Annotated in this window: 13 protein-coding genes and 1 pseudogene; 11 read left to right on the top strand and 3 right to left on the bottom strand. The window is 68.8% G+C overall.

Going from position 1 to position 18,053, the window contains the following annotated elements; genetic code table 11:
- Positions 1–108: 108 nt before the first annotated feature.
- Positions 109–454 (bottom strand): annotated as a pseudogene (locus ACTWQR_RS53235) (helix-turn-helix domain-containing protein); the annotation flags it as partial.
- A gap of 146 nt (positions 455–600) precedes the next feature.
- On the opposite strand from ACTWQR_RS53235, the gene ACTWQR_RS53230 reads away from it, so the two are divergent.
- From ACTWQR_RS53230 to ACTWQR_RS53205, 6 genes are all read left to right on the top strand, one after another.
- On the top strand, positions 601–870 hold the full coding sequence (locus ACTWQR_RS53230) for a hypothetical protein (RefSeq protein ID WP_443234588.1): 270 nt from the start codon (positions 601–603) through the stop codon (positions 868–870).
- Positions 871–966: 96 nt separating this feature from the next.
- Positions 967–1,872, top strand: a complete 906-nt coding sequence (locus ACTWQR_RS53225) for an alpha/beta hydrolase (RefSeq protein WP_443234587.1) — start codon at positions 967–969, stop codon at positions 1,870–1,872.
- Positions 1,873–2,459: 587 nt separating this feature from the next.
- Entirely contained in the window at positions 2,460–3,701 is a 1,242-nt protein-coding gene (locus ACTWQR_RS53220; RefSeq protein WP_443234586.1) for a cation:proton antiporter, read from the top strand.
- A complete protein-coding gene (locus tag ACTWQR_RS53215) occupies positions 3,688–4,146 on the top strand; it encodes a CBS domain-containing protein (RefSeq protein WP_443234585.1) in 459 nt (152 codons plus the stop codon). Before ACTWQR_RS53220 ends, ACTWQR_RS53215 begins: the two co-directional genes overlap by 14 nt.
- Positions 4,143–5,438, top strand: a complete 1,296-nt coding sequence (locus ACTWQR_RS53210; protein ID WP_443234584.1) for an SLC13 family permease — start codon at positions 4,143–4,145, stop codon at positions 5,436–5,438. Before ACTWQR_RS53215 ends, ACTWQR_RS53210 begins: the two co-directional genes overlap by 4 nt.
- Positions 5,439–5,497: 59 nt before the next feature.
- Entirely contained in the window at positions 5,498–5,797 is a 300-nt protein-coding gene (locus tag ACTWQR_RS53205; RefSeq protein WP_443234583.1) for a hypothetical protein, read from the top strand.
- 1,266 nt (positions 5,798–7,063) lie between these two features.
- On the opposite strand, the gene ACTWQR_RS53200 is transcribed toward ACTWQR_RS53205, so the two are convergent.
- Positions 7,064–7,888 (bottom strand): hypothetical protein, encoded by an 825-nt coding sequence (locus ACTWQR_RS53200; RefSeq protein ID WP_443234582.1) that lies wholly within the window; start codon positions 7,886–7,888, stop codon positions 7,064–7,066.
- A gap of 464 nt (positions 7,889–8,352) precedes the next feature.
- Between ACTWQR_RS53200 and ACTWQR_RS53195 the strand changes: the two genes are divergently transcribed.
- The 5 genes from ACTWQR_RS53195 (at position 8,353) to ACTWQR_RS53175 (ending at position 17,131) form a co-directional block, all read left to right on the top strand.
- The gene (locus ACTWQR_RS53195) at positions 8,353–8,784 is read left to right on the top strand and encodes a hypothetical protein (RefSeq protein ID WP_443234581.1); all 432 of its coding nucleotides are present in this window, start codon (positions 8,353–8,355) and stop codon (positions 8,782–8,784) included.
- Between the two features lie 118 nt (positions 8,785–8,902).
- Positions 8,903–10,948 carry a flotillin family protein gene (locus tag ACTWQR_RS53190; RefSeq protein ID WP_443234580.1) on the top strand — a complete coding sequence of 682 codons (2,046 nt, stop codon included), beginning with the start codon at positions 8,903–8,905 and terminating at the stop codon, positions 10,946–10,948.
- 79 nt (positions 10,949–11,027) lie between these two features.
- Complete coding sequence (locus tag ACTWQR_RS53185; RefSeq protein WP_443234579.1) at positions 11,028–15,902, top strand: DNA repair ATPase; 4,875 nt, start codon at positions 11,028–11,030, stop codon at positions 15,900–15,902.
- A gap of 191 nt (positions 15,903–16,093) precedes the next feature.
- Complete coding sequence (locus ACTWQR_RS53180; RefSeq protein ID WP_443234578.1) at positions 16,094–16,504, top strand: hypothetical protein; 411 nt, start codon at positions 16,094–16,096, stop codon at positions 16,502–16,504.
- Positions 16,505–16,573: 69 nt separating this feature from the next.
- A complete protein-coding gene (locus tag ACTWQR_RS53175; protein WP_443234577.1) occupies positions 16,574–17,131 on the top strand; it encodes a hypothetical protein in 558 nt (185 codons plus the stop codon).
- A 28-nt stretch (positions 17,132–17,159) separates the two neighbouring features.
- Here ACTWQR_RS53175 and ACTWQR_RS53170 read toward each other — a convergent pair whose 3' ends face one another.
- Entirely contained in the window at positions 17,160–17,636 is a 477-nt protein-coding gene (locus tag ACTWQR_RS53170; protein WP_443234576.1) for a CBS domain-containing protein, read from the bottom strand.
- Positions 17,637–18,053 lie beyond the last annotated feature (417 nt).

Genomic DNA, 18,053 nt, shown 5'->3' with positions numbered 1-18,053 from the left:
AAGGAGAGTTACGCGGTGGCCCGCCTCCTGTTCAGGGAGCGGTAGTCACCCGTGGAAGTGCGCCCCGGGCAGATGCCCGCGCACTCCCGGCCGCTGATCCCGTACACCACGACGAGGGACACCATCCGACTTGAAACGCGGATACTTCGCCCGCTTGCCGAAGAAGTGGGTCAACGCGGTCTGCGAGTGCCACAGCGTCCGCGTGCAACGGCACCGACGACACTTCGTTCAGGAACGCCAGCTCCTCGGTCTTCTTCCTCGCCGTCAACATGGCCGAGGTGGCGTTGTAGTTGACCCGTTCCCGCCGCGCCCACGCCTGCGTACCGGCGGCGAGCGCCAGGTTGTAGACCTTCCGCACACACCCGAACGTGCGCGACAGCTCCGCCGCCTGCGCATCACCGGGACAGAAGCGGTACTTGAACGCCCGCCTCACATGGTTCACGACCACACGCACAAACCAGCCAGACCGCAAGGAGAGATCAAACCTGCGGGTCAGGGCACTGTGATCCGCCCTTGCGTCGCATCCCAGCCCCTTGCCCTGCTCCGCAGGGATTTCGTTTCCTCCCCCGGCTGAAGCCGGAGGTATCCGAAAGAATTCCGATGAACGATCTGGATGACAGCACGCGGTCGGCGATCACCTCGGTCGACCCGAGCCCGTTCTTCGCCAAGTACGGTGCCCAGGGCAACTCGTGGGCGATCTTCAAGACCTTCCTCGACGCGGTCGCGGGCACCGCGGCCGCTCCGGTGGCCGCGAAGTACACCGGCGTCCTGGCCGCTGCCGACGTCTTTACGCGGGACAACGCGTGGACGCTGCTGGAGTCCCTGCGGATCGACGCGGGTGTCCTCGGGCCGTTCGGCGTCCACCGCTGAACGACTGGGGTGTCACCCCGGTGCGAGAGCACCGGGGTTCCCGGTTTCGTGTGCACTGCCCGGTCAGGACACCCAGACAAGAAAGTAGGGCCAGCCATGACCGTCACGCGTCCCGTGGTCTTCGTCCACGGACTCTGGCTGCACAGCACATCCTGGCGACTGTGGATCGATCTGTTCCGCGAGGAGGGCTACGCCCCATCCGCGCACGGGTGGCCCGGCGACCCCGACACCGTCGAGGAGGCGCGCCAAAACCCTGAGAGCATCGCCGGCTACGGCATCGACGACGTCGTCGAGCACTATGCGGCCCTGATCGCGGCCCTGCCCGTGCGGCCCATCGTGATCGGTCACTCGTTCGGTGGGATGATCGCGCAGAAGCTGCTCGGCCAGGACCGCGCCGCCGCGGCAATCGCGATCGACGCCGCACAGATCAAGGGGGTTCTGCCCCTGCCGCTGTCCGCACTGAGGGCGACGTTCCCGGTCTTGGAGTTCTTTGCGGGCCGCGTCCAGATCCGCCAGGTCGCGGTCCAGGACCAGGTAGATGAACAGCCCGTCGTGAACCCTGCGAGCGAGGGGACGCAGAAGGTGGTACTCGGTGTCCAGAGTGATCAGGATGTCCTCGACCCGCCTGGGTTCGTAGCCCAGCTGAGCGAGCGCAGAGAGGTTCACGCGTACGACATCGGCGTCTCTCTGAGCGGCTTCCTCAAGGTCGAGACCTGCCGGGTTGCCGATGGTGCCGAGCGGCATGCGACTGATGTAGTCGACGATCGCGGCGCCCAGTACACCTTCGACACTCATCGCACGGCGCAGGGCGCTCTGGATCGCGGACACAGCCTGCTCCCTCGTCGCGTTCAGGCACTGTGCCGACCAGACTTCCCGGCGCTCCAGGACCGGCCTCCGCCCTTCTGCCGTAGGCGGAGAGCCGCGCCACCCAAGCATCGTGTCATTATCCCGAGCCGGTTGTCGCCGGTCTGGTCAGCATCGCTGGGCTACCGCTCTCGGTGAGTTTGCGCCGGGCGCCCGGAGCGGGCCGCGGGCACACGGTCTTCCCTCCCCATCGAGCGTCAGCCTCTGCCCAGGCTTTGTCCCACTGCCGCAGGCGCCGCCGGTACAGAAGGAAGTGAACGGTCTGACCGCCGCCCAGTACGACGGAGACCGAACAGGCCGCGGCGAGGGCGCCCGTCGCGCTCGCCTGATCGCGTGCCGCGCACCCGAGCCGAGCACAGCGCTATGCGTAACACCCGCCGCCGTCAGTGCTGAGGTAGGTCACCCCGCTGAAGTCGATCTTTCGCACAGGTGGGTTCCGCGTTCAGGAGCTCTTCGAGAATCTTGCCGATCAGGCCACGTTCTTGGGGGTGATGGTCGCCGGGCCCGACGCCTGGGGCGACCGACGACTGGATCGCTCGGGATCTACGGGCTTCGATCCCTGCCCGATCGACACCACTGCCGGAATCCGGCAATCTCACGCAGCCCATTGTGCCTATTGGCGATCTGTCAAAAATGCGTCAAGGGCATGTAGGGTTCCCGGCGGTGTGCCGGGAAGCCTGGTCGGCGAACAAGGGATCATTCTCTCTTCCGATCGGGGGTCCGTCATGGTGCTCGTGGCGGTATTCGGTGCGGCGCTGCTGGTGGCGGTGCTGTTGTCAGGCCTGGCGGCACGGACGGTGCTCTCCACCTCCTTCCTCTTCCTGGTCGGCGGAGCCCTGGTCAGTGACGGGTTCCTCGGGCTGATCCACATCACGCCGGACAGCGAGATCGTCGCCGTGACGGCCGATCTTGCGCTGTTCGCGGTGCTGTTCACCGACGGCATGCACGTGTCGCTGCCCAAGCTGCGGGCAAACTGGAAGAACCCCGCCCGTGCCCTCGGTCTGGGCATGCCGCTGGCGTTTGTCTTCATGGCCCTGATCACGCACTTCCTGGTGGGCCTGGACTGGACGACCTCGTTCCTGGTCGGAGCAGTCCTGGCGCCGACGGACCCGGTGTTCGCCTCGGCGATCGTCGGACGTAGGGAAGTGCCCGCGAAGCTGCGGCAGTTGCTGAACGTGGAGAGCGGCATCAACGACGGGCTGGCCCTTCCGGTCGTCCTCATCCTGATCGCCGCCGCCGGTCCGACCGCGGACAGCGCGGAGGCCTCCGGCTCGAAAATCGCCCTGGAGCTGCTGCTCGGTCTGGTCTTCGGCGTCGCGCTGCCGCTGATGGTCAGCGCCCTCGTACGCTTCCGTCTGCTCGGCGCGGAGCTGAAGCTGCAGCCGCTCCTGCCGCTGGCGACCGGGATCATCCTGCACGCGGTGTGCCACCTCACCCACGCCAACCCGTACCTGGCAGCATTCTCGGCAGGCGCGGCGCTGGTACACGTATCCCCGGAGGCGAAGGAGTCCTTCGAGCCACTGGGCGAGGCTCTGGCTGAGCTCGCGAAGTTCGCGGCGTTGCTGGTGTTCGGCGCGCTCCTGACCCCGCAGCTGTTCGGCGACCTGTCGTTCGGCGGCTACGTGGCGGTGGTCCTGGCGATCGTACTGATCCGGCCGGCTTCGCTGCTGCTCTCGCTGATCGGTACGAGCCTCTCCCGCAAGGAGAAGCTCGTGGCGGCCTGGTTCGGTCCGAAGGGCTTCGCGTCGGTGGTCTACGGCCTGCTGGTCCTGCAGTCCGGTATCCCACGGGCGGAAGAGGCGTTCACGCTGATAGCGGTGTGCATCGCCTTCTCGATCATCGCGCACAGCTCGACGGACGTGCCGATCGCCCGCGCCTTCGACGTCGACGAGCTGGCCGGAATCCCGGCCGGGCGCGAGGACACCGAAGCACAGCCCAAGGAGCCCCACGCCGATGCGCGCACGTGATCTGGCCGACCCTTACCCCACCGTGTCCGCGGACGACGACGCGCTCGACGCGGCCCGCCTGCTCGTACGGGAACAATTGCCCGCACTGCTGGTCCTCGACCGGGACGACTATCCGTACGCAGTCGTGTCGTCCGCTCGCATGATCGGCGCCCTGCTGCCCTGGTACATGCGGGAAGAGCCGGTTCTGACCGCCGTGGTCGACGATCACTTCGACGAGGAGGCCAGGGAGGCGATGACCGGACGGACGGTGACTGAGTGGCTGCCGCGCGGCCGTATCACGCCCCCCGTCGTCGGCCCGGACGCTCCGCCTTCGCAGATCGCCGCGCTGATGACGCGCAAGGACACCCCGATCGTCGCGGTCGTCGAACGCGACGGCGACAAGGCCACGTTGGTCGGCGCGGTCACCGCGGCCGCCCTTTTGGAGCACTTCATCGGAGGATCGTGAACGACTGGCACAGCTGGGCGGCCGTCGTCGTCTTCGTCGGCGCGTACGCCCTGATCATCAGCGAGAAGATCCACCGCGTCGCCGTGGCGCTCGGCGGCGCGGCCCTGATGCTGGCGATCGGGGCGACAGACGACAAGTCGGCCTTCTACTCCGAACACAGCGGCATCGACTGGAACGTCATCTTCCTGCTGCTGGGCATGATGATGATCGTCGGCGTGCTGAAGAAGACCGGCATGTTCGAGTACCTGGCGATCTGGTCCGTGAAGCGCGCCCGGGCCAAACCCTTCCGGGTCATGGCCATGCTGGTCGTCATCACGGCGGTCGCCTCGGCGCTGTTGGACAACGTGACGACGGTCCTGCTCATCGCACCCGTGACGCTGCTGGTGTGCGAGCGTCTGGCCCTGCCCGCCGCCCCGTTCCTCATCGCCGAGGTCATGGCCTCGAACATCGGCGGCACCGCGACCTTGGTAGGCGACCCGCCCAACATCATCATCGCCAGCCGTGCCGGTCTCACGTTCAACGACTTCCTGGTCCACCTCGCCCCGATCTCGGCGATCCTGGTCGTCGTCTTCGTCCTAATATGTCGCGTGATGTTCCGCAAGTCCTTCGTCTACGACGAGGACCGTGCTGCCGAGATCATGGAGCTGGAGGAACGTGAGGCCATTCGCGATCCCCGGCTCCTCGTTCAGGGCCTGATCGTGCTCGCGCTGGTCGTGGCGGGCTTCGTCCTTCATCCGGTGCTGCACTACGAGCCGAGCGTCGTCGCCCTGCTCGGCGCCGGACTACTCATCGCTGTCTCCTCGGCGGAGACCGGTGACGTGCTCAAAGAGGTGGAGTGGCCCACCTTGGCCTTCTTCGCCGGGCTCTTCATCATGATCGGCGGCCTGATCGAGACCGGCGTGATCGGCGAGGTCTCCAAGTCCCTGGCCGACGCGATCGGTGACAACGAACTCGGCGGTACCATCACCCTGCTGGGTGCCTCCGCCGTCCTTTCCGGCATCGTCGACAACATTCCGTACGTCGCCACCATGGCCCCCATCACCAGCGACCTCGTCCAGAACATGGGCGGTGGCAGCGACCACGTCATGTGGTGGGCCCTGGCGCTGGGCGCCGACCTGGGCGGCAACGCCACCGCGATCGGCGCCAGCGCCAACGTCGTCGTCCTCGGTATCGCCGAACGCAACCGACAGCCCATCTCCTTCTGGCAGTTCACCAAGTACGGGCTTGTCGTCACCTTCGTCACCGTGGCCATCGCCCTCGGCTATGTGTGGCTGCGCTACTTCGCGCTCTGACCTGTCGTCTGCCGGAGCCTCCACGGGAACGGCCGCCTGGACCGGAAAGAGGTATGCGCATGGACACATCGCTGATGGCACCCGTGACTGTCGTCGCCATACTGGTGATCCGAACCGCGCTGGTGGAGATGCGCCACCCGGGAAGCGCACGCCGGCAGTGGTGCTTCCTTGCCCACGGCAGACCGATGACTGCCGGAGCCACCGTGGCTGTGCTCCTCTCCCTCGTCGGCTGGCGGGCAGCCGGGATCGCCTCCGTGGCGTGGGCGCTGCTGGCCGGGGCACTCGTCGCCCACCTCGTCCACCTGTCCACCGGGCCGGAAGCGGACAAGGCGGAGAACCGGAACGGTGAACATCATTGAACTGGCGGGTCGCGCCTGCGCGTGCCTCACTCTGGGAGAGGTGATCCGGGTGGGTCCGTCTACGCGGTCGAACGGGCCTGCCGCCGCCGCTGCGAGGGCACCAGCTGAGATCGTCTTGCTCGACGATGGTCGGTCATTGGGCGGCTACGCTTCCGCGCCTTCCCGACGTGCTGTGCAGGGCGGATCCTGGATATCTGGGTCTGCGACACCCAGCAACAACCGGGGCTGGGACGCGAACTCGTTCATTCCCTGCTCGCCCCTCGCCCCGGCTACCGGTGGAGCACAACATTGCAGAGCCGGGACGGGCGGGTCTTCTTCCTGGCGATGACCCACGAGACCTCCGTCGCTCTGCCCCACGACGGCCCCTTGTGCTGCCACCTCATGGGATCGCTCCGGCGATCGTGGCGGCAGGCGCTGCATCGCTGGTTACCCCGCTGGACCCGGGCCCAGTGACAAGTCGTTCAAGGCGGCGAGACGTGCTTGGGAGGCGATCTTCGATTCTGTGTTTCGGCCTGGCCTCCGCCGGCTCGCTGTCGTCAGTGCGTCACATCTCCGTCGTCCAGGCGGCCGATCCCCGCCGCCCCGCCAAGGTGGTGGAGGGCTCGGGCGCGGCGGCGCCGCGTCTCGCGAATACTCCGGGTGGCGGCCGCCTCGATCCGCTGCGCCTCCGGGCTGGTCCCGAGCCGTCGGCGTTCCCGCCGGACGAGAACTCCGATCGCCAGGCCATGAGCCCGGCAAGACCGAGAGCACCACGAGCATCGACAGACTCTCCGTTTGCTCTGAGCCATGCACCGATGCTGCGGCTCACCACGTCGGGGTCACGGACCGTTCTCGGCACAGTCGTGCCCTGATTGCCTCCGTACCTCGGCCACCACGCACGCGCACGCACCGCCCGACCAGCCGATGGCGGCCACGCCGGGGTGCTCTCGTACTGCGCGCGGCGACGCGAGGCGAGGTACTGGCGGAGTTCCCCAGGATGGCGGACGACGCAATGCAGGTGGCGAGGTCACACGAGATCGCCGACGCCGCCGTCGACTTCCCACGGACGCGTTCACCACCGCGCTCGTCGTGGTCGCCGGATTCTGGTGGTCCTGCTGGGCAGAACCGTGCGGGGCGGTCCCGCACCGGCACTTCAGCTCGGGGACGGCACGCTGACGAGGCCCCCCATGAAGCGGGGGCACAGCGGTCCGGCCGGAGGTATCTGGCGGGACCTTGCGGCCTGAGCCGAGGGACGAGGTAGTCGTCCAGCGACTGCAGGGATCTCCTTCATGTGCCCAGCGAGGGGCTTGTCCCTTCCTCATCGATGCCGAACAGTGACTCGACGAGTTCCAGAGGCAGTTGCTCCATATCCTTTCGGACCAGTTCCGGTACCTGGTCGTTCCACTGTTTCGCCGCGTCGTCCAGCGCTTTGGCGAAGGCCCCGCGTGCCCGTCGTCCCATGACCGTCATGGCGAGGGGGAGCAGCAGACGGACGAAGGAGCGGCCCGTGACACGCATCGTGACGGTGACACGCCAGCATCCGTCGCCGGCTGGGCGCGGGACGGCCGCCACCGTGGCGCGGGCGAGTGCATGGTCGAGCTTGGCGGTCACGGGTGCCGTCGTCCGGCGGCCGCTGCCCGCCGCCGACGCCCACCACTTGCCGAGGTCGAGGTGCAGGCGTCCGCTGCCTTCGGCGTACTTCGTCCATCTACCGCCGCCTGTCTCCAGCTTGACCGAGAGTTTCGCATCACTCGGCCGTTCGGCGCTCGTGAGCCGCAGCGTGCAGGCCATGTGGCCGGGGCCGTCGAGCTCGTCGTCGAGCGTGACGAGTTCCAAGGCCGTCTCCCGCTTCCGGTCCCAGGCCAGGATCGTGAGCGTCTGGTCGATGTCCGGTCCACTCCCGTCGTCGTTCTCGGGGTGGTAGCGGGCTCCGGGTCGCAGGTGGCTCCCCTCGGTCAGGAGCAGTTCGGGAAGCCTTCGTCCGTCGGGCAGCCGTAGCCGCGCACCATCGGCTTCGATGCTTTCCGCGAGGTCGTGGAGTGTGACGACGCACGACTCGAACCAGCGTCGGGGGACGGGGGCGAGTGTCACGGTGTGCTGAAAGCGAGCCATGCGCCAAGGGTGACTGTCCGACGGATGCTGGGCCAGTTGGGTGGCTAGGCAGTGACGGGCTCGGTTTGGTTGCCGGGTTCCAGGCGTTCTCCTTGGTGTTCCGGTTCGTCAGGAACCCATCTGTTCGGTGGTCTCCGCGTCGCCGCGCTCGCCGAGCCAGCGGCGAACTTGCCGCGTCGGCCCCCTTCTCCTTCCCCCGATGCCGTATCAACGAGACAGCGACAGCAAAGCGCACACCGCCGTGACCGGAACTGATCACCACGCATGAGTAGTCACCGTCGGCACGCCTGGCTATCGCAGTCCGGCATCAACGAGACGTCAAGACTGCCGGAACACGGCAATGCGGTGAGGAACAGCGCCAGTTCACAATGGCCTTGGCGCACACACGGTTGTGCCGGGGTGCTCGGCCCCGGCAACGGCCACGGATACCCGGACACTGCGGCGAGACTTGGGGGTGAGGGATCTTGGAGGTCATCGACGCCGCCGCGCAGTTCCCCACCGTCATCTTCACCTCTGCTCTGGTCGTCGTGCTCTGCTTCTGGTTCCTGGTCCTGCTGGGCCGGGCCGGTGTACGCGACTTCGATGCCGACGCCCCGGCGCTGGCCAGGGTGTTCGGAGGAGCACCGGTCGCCGTCGCCGCCTCCGTCGTCACGGTGAGCGGCTGGCTCGTCAGCCTCACCGGGATGCTCGTGATGGAGTGGATCGGCGTGACAGGGTTCGGCGCTGCCCTGGCCCGCGTCACGCTGCTCGCGTTGTCCGCGCTCGTCGCCTGGTCGGTGACACATACTCTCGCGGGTCCGCTCAACAAGCTGTTTCCCCACGAATCTGGACCGCGACAACAGGACTTGGCGAACGGCACTCCGTTCGACCCCGGCAGTCGCCGCGCCCGCAGCTGAATCGTCCGCCCGCGGTGCAACCGCTGGGCCACGCCTGTCACGCACATGTCCGCGACCGCGCGGGCCGCCTCGCCTCGCTGTCAAGGCGTCACCTCATCGCAGACCTCAAGGATTTCCTATGGATGCCACCACTGTGGGCATCGGCGTGACCGTCGCCGCTGTCCTGCTCGCCACGGTCGCCCTGCTGTTCGTCGTCTCCCGCCTGTTCCGCAAGGTGGAGCAGGGCAAGGCACTGATCGTCTCCAAGCTGCGGAAGGTCGACGTGACCTTCACCGGGCAGGTTGTGCTGCCGGTGCTGCACAAGGCCGAGGTGATGGACATCTCGGTGAAGACCATCGAGATCACGCGGGCCGGCCGGGACGGGCTGATCTGTCAGGACAACATCCGCGCCGACATCCGCATCTCGTTCTTCGTCAAGGTCAGCAAGACCGTCGAGGATGTCATCAAGGTCGCCCAGGCCGTCGGCACGGCCCGGGCCAGCGACCGGGACACGTTGCAGGAGCTGTTCCACGCGAAGTTCTCCGAGGCGCTGAAGACCGTCGGCAAGCAGCTGGACTTCACCGACCTGTACACCAAGCGCGAGGAACTGCGGTACCGGATCATCGAGGTCATCGGCGTCGACCTCAACGGCTACCACCTGGAGGACGCGGCGATCGACTACCTGGAGCAGACGCCGCTCACCCAGCTCGACCCGGCCAACGTCCTCGACGCCCAGGGCATCCGGAAGATCACCGAGCTGACCGCCATCGAGCATGTACGCACCAACGAGTACCGGCGCACCGAGGAGAAGGAGATCACCCGGCAGAACGTCGACGCCCGCGAGGCCATCCTGGAGCTGGAGCGCCGCCAGGCCGACGCCGAGATCAAGCAGAAGCGGGAGATCGACACCGTACGCGCCCGCGAGGAGGCCGAGACGGCGCGGGTGATGGAAGAGGAGCGGCTGCGGTCGCAGGGCGCGTTCCTCAAGACCGAGGAGCAGCTCGGCATCCAGCGCGAGAACCAGGCCCGCGAGGTCGCCGTCGCGCAGAAGAACCGCGAGCGGGTCATCGCCATCGAGAACGAGCGCATCGAGAAGGACCGCCTCCTCGAAGTCATCGCCCGGGAGCGGGAGACGGAGCTGACTCGGATCTCGGCTTCCAAGGAGGTCGAGGCGGAGAAGCGGGAGATCGCCGAGGTCATCCGGGAGCGGGTGGCGGTGGACCGTACGGTCGCCGAGCAGGAAGAGTCCATCAAGAAGCTGCGCGCCGTCGAGGAGGCCGAGCGCGGCCGCCAGACGGTGATCATCGCCGCCGAAGCCGAGGCGCAGGAGAAGCTGGTCAAGGACATCAAGGTCGCCGAAGCCGCCGAGCAGGCCGCCGTGCACCGCGCCGCCGAGGAACTCACTCTCGCCGAGGCCCGGTTGAAGAGCGCCGACCTCGACGCCCAGGCCAAGCTGCGGCTCGCCGAGGGTGTCCAGGCCGAGGCCGCGGCCGAGGGGCTGGCGGCCGTCCAGGTCCGGGACAAGGAGGCCGAGGTCATCGAGAAGGCCGGCCGTGCGGAGGCCGAGGCGGCCGAGGCTCGGATGCGGGCCGAGGCGGAGGGCGCTCGGGCCAAGGCTCTCGCCGAAGCCGAAGGAATCGGCGAGAAGCTGAAAGCGGAAGCGGCCGGCCTGACCGAGAAGGCCGCCGCGATGGCCGCCCTGGACGAGGCGTCCCGCGGCCACGAGGAGTACCGGCTGCGACTCGAGGCGGAAAAGGAGATCCGGCTCGCCGGGCTCGACGTACAGAAGCAGGTCGCCGAGGCACAGGCCACGGTGCTGGCCACCGGTCTGGAGAACGCCGACATCAACATCGTCGGCGGCGAGTCGGTCTTCTTCGACCGCCTCGTCTCCTCGATCTCGCTCGGCAAGGGCGTCGACGGCTTCGTCCAGCACTCCGACACGGTCCAGGCACTCGCGAAGCCCTGGCTGGACGGCAGCTCCAGCTTCACCGACGACCTCAGCCGCGTCCTGGGCTCGTTCTCCACGACCGACGTGCAGAACCTGACCGTCTCCGCCCTGCTGATGAAGCTGATGAAGAGCGGCGGCGCGAACGCCGGACAGCTCCAGCAACTGCTGGACAAGGCAGGCGAGCTGGGGCTTGCAGACACCTCCCTCACCGCCCTGAACGGCAGCGCCAAGGGCTGACCGACCCGCGGTCCGGAGCTGCCGCACGAGGGGACGGCAGCTCCGGACCGCGTTTTCTCCGACCTCCTGAGAGGGACCCATGACCACCGGCCTGGACACCGGCACGTACGAGGTACTTCGCGGCCGCCTCACCGCGCAGGCCGCCGAGCTCGCCCGCCGCGCCGAGGCGCTCAACGCACGCCGTGCCGCGGAGTTCGGCTCGACGCGGCTCGAACTCGCCGGCACCGAGCGGCTGCGCACCGAGCACACGAGCGTGGCGCGCGACATCGTCGCCGTCGGCGACGTGGTGCTCTTCGGCCACAACGCGCTCTCCGCCGCGAAGCAGGAGACGGACGTCGGCGACGTCTTCACCCTGTACGACCGCGATCTGCACCGGCTGCCCGACGACGCCGTGCCCGGACTGCTCGACGACCTGGGCTTCGTCCGGGAGTTCGGGGCTCTTCACCGCTACTACCGACAGACCCGCCTCCTTCAGCTCCGCCGCGTCGACGGCAAGCTGCTCGCCGTCTTTCAGACGGGAGACAAGGCGGACGACATCCGTGTCCTGCGCTGGGCGGTGTCCGACGACGGCCGGGCGACCTTCCTGGATGCCCGCGGTGAGCGCGACCATGTCTTCCCGCCCTCCCACGACTTCGATTGGACGCAGACGACCCGCGAGGACCATGTCCTGGGCCGCCACCCGCACGTCTCCATCGAGGGTGAGGTCTTCGTCGAGACGGTCGGCGGGACTCTGACCGTCAAGGTCGAGGACGACACCGAGACGGGCGAGGGGATTTATGCGGAGCCGGTCGACGAGCCACTGCAGTCGCTCGCCGACGCGGACATCGCGTACGCGCGCGTGGGCACCCTCATCGTGCTGGACATCCTCCCTTACAAGGAGGATGTCCACCGCTACCTGGTCTTCAACACCCTCACCAGGAGGGTCGTCCGTCTTGACGGCATCGGCCGGGCCTGCCGCCGCCTGCCGGAGGACCAGGGCATCGTCTTCCCCGGCGGCTACTGCCTGGCCACCGGTGCACACAAGACGTACGACCTCGACACCACGGACCTGGAGTTCGAGCGCGAGGTGCGCTCACCGAACGGCGAGGACGTGCTGTACGCGTTCCACGCGCGCGTGGAGGGCCGCAGCAGCCTGCTCCTGCCGTACAACCTGATCCGCAAGGAAGCCGCCACCCCGATCTCCTGCCACGGCTGGGCCCTCTTCGACGACGGCTCGCTCGTCGTCCTGCGCGCCGACGGCGACGAGCCGCAGCGCGTGCACCCACTCCAACTGTGGAACTCCCCGTACGTCTCCGACACCCACGCCGCCGCCCAGCCGGTCGGCACCGGCCCGCTCGCCCGCGTCGGCAACGCCGACCTCGTGCGCGGCATCTCCGACTGTCTGTCCCTCACGCACGCGGTCGCCGAGACGAAGCCGACGAGCGAGGTGTACGAGGCACTGGCCGCTGCCTGCGTCCGGGCAGCGGACTCCTACCACTGGTTGGGCGAAGACGAACTCGGGGACTTGCTGGACCCGTTGGAGCAGGTCCGGACCACCGCCGCGCAGGTGCTGGCCGAGTTCGAGACGGTCCAAGCCCTCACCCGCCAGGCCGCCGACGCCCTCGCCGAAGCCGCCGCGCGGGTCGCCGGAGTAGTACGACGTCTGCGCGGCGAGGCACCCCGCTGCGCCGCTGCCTGGGTCACCGGCCTGACCGAACTCCGCCACGCCCAGGGCCACCTGCTCACGCTGAAGGACATGCGGTACGCGGACACCGCCCGCATCGACGAACTCGCCGCCGACGTCGAGTCCGACCTCGCCGCGTTCGGCCGGCGGGCTGTCGCCCACCTCGCCCGCGAGGACGCCTTCGCCGGCCACCAGGCCGACATCGAGCGGCTCGTCACCGACGCCGAGTCGATCGCCACCGTCGCCGAGGCCGAGCCCGTCGTCCGCCGTCTCGACGAACTCGCCGACGGGCTGAGCACGGTGACCGAGGTCGTCGGCGGCCTCGACATCGGCGACGCCACGGTCCGCACCGCCATTCTGGAACGGATCGCCGAGGTCCTCGGCGGCGTCAACCGCGCCCGCGCCACCCTCGACGGCCGCCGCCGCGAGCTTCTCGACCGCGAGGGCCGCGCCGAGTTCGCCGCCGAGTTCGCCCTGCTGGGCCAGGCGGTCATCGGTGCGCTCGCGGTCGCCGACAGCCCCGAGGCGTGCGACGAGCAGCTTGCCCGCATGCTCGTGCAGGTGGAGAACCTGGAGTCGCGGTTCGCCGAGTTCGATGACTTCCTCGGGGAGCTCGCGGACAAGCGCGACGAGGTCCACGAGGCGTTCTCGGCCCGCAAGCAGACTCTGGCCGACGCCCGTGCGCGCCGGGCCGAGCGACTGGCTGATTCGGCGGCCCGCGTCCTGCAGACGGTCGCCCGCCGTGCCGCCACGCTCGCCGACGCGGACGCTGTCGCCGCGTACTTCGCCTCCGACCCGATGCCCGCCAAGGTCCGCCGCATCGCCGACGACCTGCGCGAACTCGGCGACCAGGTAAGGGCGGAGGAGCTGGACGGTCGACTCAAGTCCGCCCGCCAGGAGGCTCTGCGCGCCCTGCGCGACCGCACCGACCTGTACACCGACGACGGCCGCACCATCCGCCTGGGCGCCCACCGTTTCGCCGTCAACACCCAGCCCCTGGACCTCACCCTGGTCCCCCACGGCGACACGCTCGCCTTCGCCCTGACCGGCACGGACTACCGCGCGCCGATCACGGACCCCGACTTCGCCGCCACCCGGCCGTACTGGGACCGCCCGCTGCCGTCGGAGTCGCCAGAGGTCTACCGCGCCGAGCACCTGGCCGCCCGGCTGCTCGACGACCACGGCCCGGGGGTGCTCGCGGAGGCCGAGCTGCCCGCGCTCGTCCGGCGCGCGGCCGAGGAGACATACGACGAGGGGTACGAGCGCGGCATCCACGACCACGACGCGACCCTGATCCTCACCGCACTGCTGCGTCTGTACGAAGGCGCCGGCTTGCTCCGCCACGAACCCGCCGCCCGCGCCACCGCCCAGCTGTTCTGGGCACACGGCACGACGGCCGAGGCGCGCGCGAGCTGGACCCGGCGTGCGGTATCACTGGCCCGGGCCCGGGACACGTTCGGCCTGACGCCGGCCATCGCCGACCTGCAACGGGAGCTGGCGGAAGCGATCGGCGCAGAAGGCGCAGCCGCGTACCTCTTCGAGGAGCTGACGACCCGCCCCGACGGCTTCGTCATCAACAGGGACATCCGCACACTGCTCGACAAGTTCCGCCGTACCGTGGGCACTTCAGCCTATGACGACGACCTCGCCGCACTCCCCGACCTGACCGCCCGCAAGCAACTGGTCGAGGCGTGGCTGACGTCGTACACCACCTCCACCGGCACGGACCTCACCCCCGGCGACCTGGCCGAGGCGGTGACCGCCGAACTCTGCCCGGACCTGCCCCGCTACGAGTCCGGCGCACCGGTGACCGAGGCCGTCGAGGGCCTGCTCGGCACCCATCCGCGCATCAGCAGCCGCACCCTCACCGTCCGCATCGACCAACTCCTCGCCCGCACAAGGGAGTTCCGCACCCACGCCATCCCCGCTCACCGCGCCTATCAGCGGCGCCGCACGGCGTTGGTGACCGCCGAGCGCACCCGGATCCGCCTGGAGGTTTACCGGCCACGCGTGATGTCGGCGTTCGTCCGCAGCAGGCTCATCGACGAGGTGTATCTCCCCCTGCTCGGCGACAGCCTCGCCAAACAACTCGGCACGACCGGCGACTCCAAGCGCACCGACACCAGCGGCCTGCTCCTGCTCATCTCCCCGCCCGGATACGGCAAGACGACACTCATGGAGTACGTCGCCGACCGCCTCGGCCTGATCCTGGTGAAGGTCAACGGCCCGGCGCTGGGCCACGCCGTCACCTCCCTCGACCCGGCGGAGGCCCCGCACGCGACCGCCCGCCAGGAGGTCGAGAAGATCAACTTCGCGTTGGAGGCGGGCAACAACACCCTCCTGTACCTGGACGACATCCAGCACACCTCGCCCGAGCTGCTGCAGAAGTTCATCCCGCTGTGCGACGCCACGCGCCGCATCGAGGGCGTGCGGGACGGCGAACCGCGTACGTACGACCTGCGGGGCAAGCGATTCGCCGTCTGCATGGCCGGCAACCCTTACACCGAGTCCGGCAGCCGCTTCCGCATGCCCGACATGCTCGCCAACCGCGCCGACGTGTGGAACCTCGGCGACGTCCTGACCGGCAAGGAGGACGCCTTCGCGGTCAGCTTCGTCGAGAACGCCCTGACGTCCAACCCGGTCCTTGCCCCGCTCGCCGGCCGCGACCGCACGGACCTCGACCTGCTGATCCGCTTGGCCGAGGGCGACACGACGGCCCGCGCCGACCGGCTGACCCACCCTTACGCGCCCGCCGAGCTGGAGCGGATCCGGGCGGTACTCGGCCATCTGCTGACGGCCCGCGAGACGGTCCTGGCGGTCAACGCGGCCTACATCGCCTCGGCGGCCCAGTCCGACACCACCCGCACCGAGCCGCCCTTCCAGCTCCAGGGCTCGTACCGCAACATGAACAAGATCGCCCAGCGCATCCAGCCGGTCATGAACGACACTGAACTGGCCGCGCTGATCGACGACCACTACACAGCCGAGGCCCAGACCCTCACTACCGGAGCCGAGTCCAATCTGCTGAAACTGGCCGAACTGCGCGGCACGCTCACCACCGAACAGACCGCGCGCTGGGCCGGGTTGAAGGCGGCCTACGTTCGCACCCAAACCCTCGGCGGCCCCGAGAGCGCCCCCCTCACTCGCGCCGTCGCCGCCCTCGGCCTGCTCGCCGACCGGATCGCGGCCATCGAGTCCGCGATCAACCGCGTCGCCGACCCACGCCATCTCATCGCCAACCCGGCGGCCCGGCACGCGGCCCGCCCGGCGCCCGGCAACGGGGAGCAGTGAGGTGCCGCGCGCCCATCCAGTACCACTGCCTCGCAAGGTGACCGGCGCGGTCGTCGCCCTCCGACGGGCACGTGCGGGTACGGGCGTGCTGCTCGCGCTGCCCTTCGCCATCTGTGGCCTCGAGTTGCGCCCAGCGGGACGGCACTGGGGCTCGTGGCCGGTCCTCTCGGCTTGCCGTTGTTCTGCGAACTGTGCGAGGAACGCCCGCCGACGCGCCGCTCGGCGACGGTGATGACCGCACGGACCCTCACCGGTGTGCGCTCTCCATCGACCTGAACCACATCACCAGCGTCCGGCTGCGCACGACGTTCTTCTACGGCAGCGCCTATCGCGCCCTCCTCGTCCGCGACGCCCACAGGGTACGGCTCGGCATCACCTCCGCCGCCGGGCGGCGTGCCTTGAACAGGGCGCTCGAACGCCGGCCAGGTGACCAGACGCGGCGGCGTCCGCGGGTGAGCCGGGCGGCCCGTGCCTACCTCGGGACTGGGCGGCCCGGGCATCTCGTCCTTCACACCGGGCTCGTGTTCCTCGCTCAGGTGGGGGCCATCTGCGCATACGTAGTGGCCGTACTCGAGGTCGGCACCGTCGGCGCCGTCGGCTGACCGGTCAGCCCGAAACCAGGCTTGTCACAGCCGAAGACACAAGCCGGTGCCGTCCCTAATGTGGCTCGTATGGGACGGCACATCATGAAACGCGCCTCAGTGGGCGGTAGTACCCGTGTGGATGCCGTTCGGACGATCCATGACCGCTACTGGGCAAGGGAGTTGCGCAGCGCGGTGCTCTGCGGCGTACTGCTCTTCGGGGCACTGGTACTGCTCGACTGGGGGCTCGTGCGGTTCACCGCCGTACGCGCCGGATGGTGGGCCGTGCTCGCCGTGCTGCTCCTGATCATCCTGACGCCGCCGCGAGTGAGCGCGGCTGACGGCGGACTCGACGCACGCGGGCTCGTGACCCACCGCCGGGTGCGCACGGACCGCCTCGTGACGGTGCGCATGTCCGAAGGCGTCAGCCAGCGGGTGATTCTCACGGATACGTCCGGCGGGCGGCTGATGCTGGATCTACGCGTCCTGATCGCCAACCCGTTGCTGTGGCACCAACTGGATCAAGGCGCACGCCGATCCCTGGAGCGGGGGACCCTGCGGTGCGGCATGCCGGTGCTGGAGCGATTGGGGCGGCGGATCGACGGCGAGCTGTGCCGTGCAGTCCTCCGGGCCTCCAGCATGGGATAGCCCTGCGCGCCGCAGGGCCCGGACGCGGTTACTTGGGACTCACCACTCCCGCTGCGCCGAGGAGTTCGTGCAGCAGGTGAGAAGCCGTGATCACACCCAGCAGATGCGTACCGTCCTTCGCCTTCTCCGCCACCGCCACCAGCGGGCTGCGCACCTGCGCCATCAGCGCGGCGACCTCCAGGGCGGTGTCGTCCGGGGCGGCGATCGGCGGTGGGGCCGCCTGGCTGGACAGGACGTCGCCGACGCGACGGCCGGTCAGCGCCTGGCAGAGCCGGTCGGCGTGCTTCTCGTCGACGACCGCGGCAAGGGTGGGGTCCTCGATCACGTAGGCGGGCACCAGCACCTTGATCATCTGGGAGGCCGGCAGGATCGCCTTCGGCTCACCCCGCTCGTCGAGTACCAACAGACCGGGCAGCTTGTGCTCGGCCATCAACCGGGCCGCGTCCATGGCGTCGCTGTCGACGCTCACCGTTTCGTATTCGACCGCCAGGTCACGAGCGCGCACGGCGGGCTCCTCATCTACTGGAAACGTTCCTGTGCTCAGCGTCGTACGTATTCCGGGTGTCGGCCAGGTCATTGACGCGAAACATACGCAGCGACCTCGACGAACACGGATCGCACCACTACGATTACCGACCGCGTTCACCCGGCCACGACCGACGTGCTCGATGCGCAGTGCAGTGCGGAGCGAGTCGGCGCACAGTGGGGGATGCCAGACCGGCTGACCGACCACGCCCGTCTGGGAGAGCGTGAAGGAGGTGGCCATGATCCTGGTCGGGTGGAGGTCGCCGCCTTAGCCTCGATCCACCGATGTGGTCTGAGGGTGATCTTCTGGCTGAGGTCCGGGGGACGGCCGTTGGATTGGGCAGCCTGTAGCGGCTGGTCTGCCCAGCGTTTCCACGTGTTGGGTTCCGGTTGGGCC

It is taken from the genome of Streptomyces sp. 2A115, assembly GCF_052245575.1.
Classification (GTDB): domain Bacteria; phylum Actinomycetota; class Actinomycetes; order Streptomycetales; family Streptomycetaceae; genus Streptomyces.
This window is presented reverse-complemented; position numbering and strand designations above follow the sequence as displayed.

Bases quoted from the DNA above. Each gene is read 5' to 3' on its own strand.
- ACTWQR_RS53185 (WP_443234579.1), top strand. From the start codon at position 11,028: ATGACCACCGGCCTGGACACCGGCACGTACGAGGTACTTCGCGGCCGC.
- ACTWQR_RS53225 (WP_443234587.1), top strand. From the start codon at position 967: ATGACCGTCACGCGTCCCGTGGTCTTCGTCCACGGACTCTGGCTGCAC.
- ACTWQR_RS53175 (WP_443234577.1), top strand. From the start codon at position 16,574: ATGGGACGGCACATCATGAAACGCGCCTCAGTGGGCGGTAGTACCCGT.
- ACTWQR_RS53205 (WP_443234583.1), top strand. From the start codon at position 5,498: ATGGACACATCGCTGATGGCACCCGTGACTGTCGTCGCCATACTGGTG.
- ACTWQR_RS53190 (WP_443234580.1), top strand. From the start codon at position 8,903: ATGGATGCCACCACTGTGGGCATCGGCGTGACCGTCGCCGCTGTCCTG.
- ACTWQR_RS53230 (WP_443234588.1), top strand. From the start codon at position 601: ATGAACGATCTGGATGACAGCACGCGGTCGGCGATCACCTCGGTCGAC.
- ACTWQR_RS53200 (WP_443234582.1), bottom strand. From the start codon at position 7,888: ATGGCTCGCTTTCAGCACACCGTGACACTCGCCCCCGTCCCCCGACGC.
- ACTWQR_RS53220 (WP_443234586.1), top strand. From the start codon at position 2,460: ATGGTGCTCGTGGCGGTATTCGGTGCGGCGCTGCTGGTGGCGGTGCTG.
- ACTWQR_RS53215 (WP_443234585.1), top strand. From the start codon at position 3,688: ATGCGCGCACGTGATCTGGCCGACCCTTACCCCACCGTGTCCGCGGAC.